This window comes from Streptomyces sp. SID12501 (assembly GCF_010550245.1).
Taxonomy (GTDB): Bacteria; Actinomycetota; Actinomycetes; order Streptomycetales; family Streptomycetaceae; genus Streptomyces.
Genome location: NZ_JAAGLU010000926.1, coordinates 1 through 405 on the forward strand (window position 1 = coordinate 1; position 405 = coordinate 405).

At 60.0% G+C, this 405-nt stretch carries 1 protein-coding gene; it reads right to left on the minus strand.

Translation table 11 applies throughout. The annotated features are described in order from the left end of the window. Nucleotides 1-57 precede the first annotated feature (57 nt). Nucleotides 58-405, minus strand: a 348-nt coding sequence (locus tag G3I71_RS49170; RefSeq protein ID WP_203733253.1) for a hypothetical protein, incomplete at its 5' end; no start/stop codon positions are given.

The following is a 405-nucleotide window of genomic DNA, read 5'->3' on the forward strand; positions in this document are numbered from 1 at the left end:
TTCTCGTTCAACGTCCGCAGGTGAACGACGTCCCGACTATGGAGCGCCGCCCTAACCTCAGCCGGCGAAGTCGGCGAGATCAGCATCCCCGGTGTCCGATACCAGCTCCGCGAGTTGGAACAGGTACTCAAACCGCGAGAACCGTCCGTGAACGCGAACCACGTACGACCGCTCCGAGCATTTGAAGATTTCCCGTCGCTTGACCTTCCACGCCTCGCCCTCGTAGGTGTTCAGGATCCTCAGAAACGCAGCCTCAACGTCTTCCGGACTACCTGCCAGCTCCTCGTGAATGGCAACTCTGTACGACTCCGCAGGTGACCCGCCGACCGGGCTGACCAGGACTATCCACCGGGACATATGGCTCTCATACCGCTCTTCAGTGATCAGGACCGCGCAGGATTGATC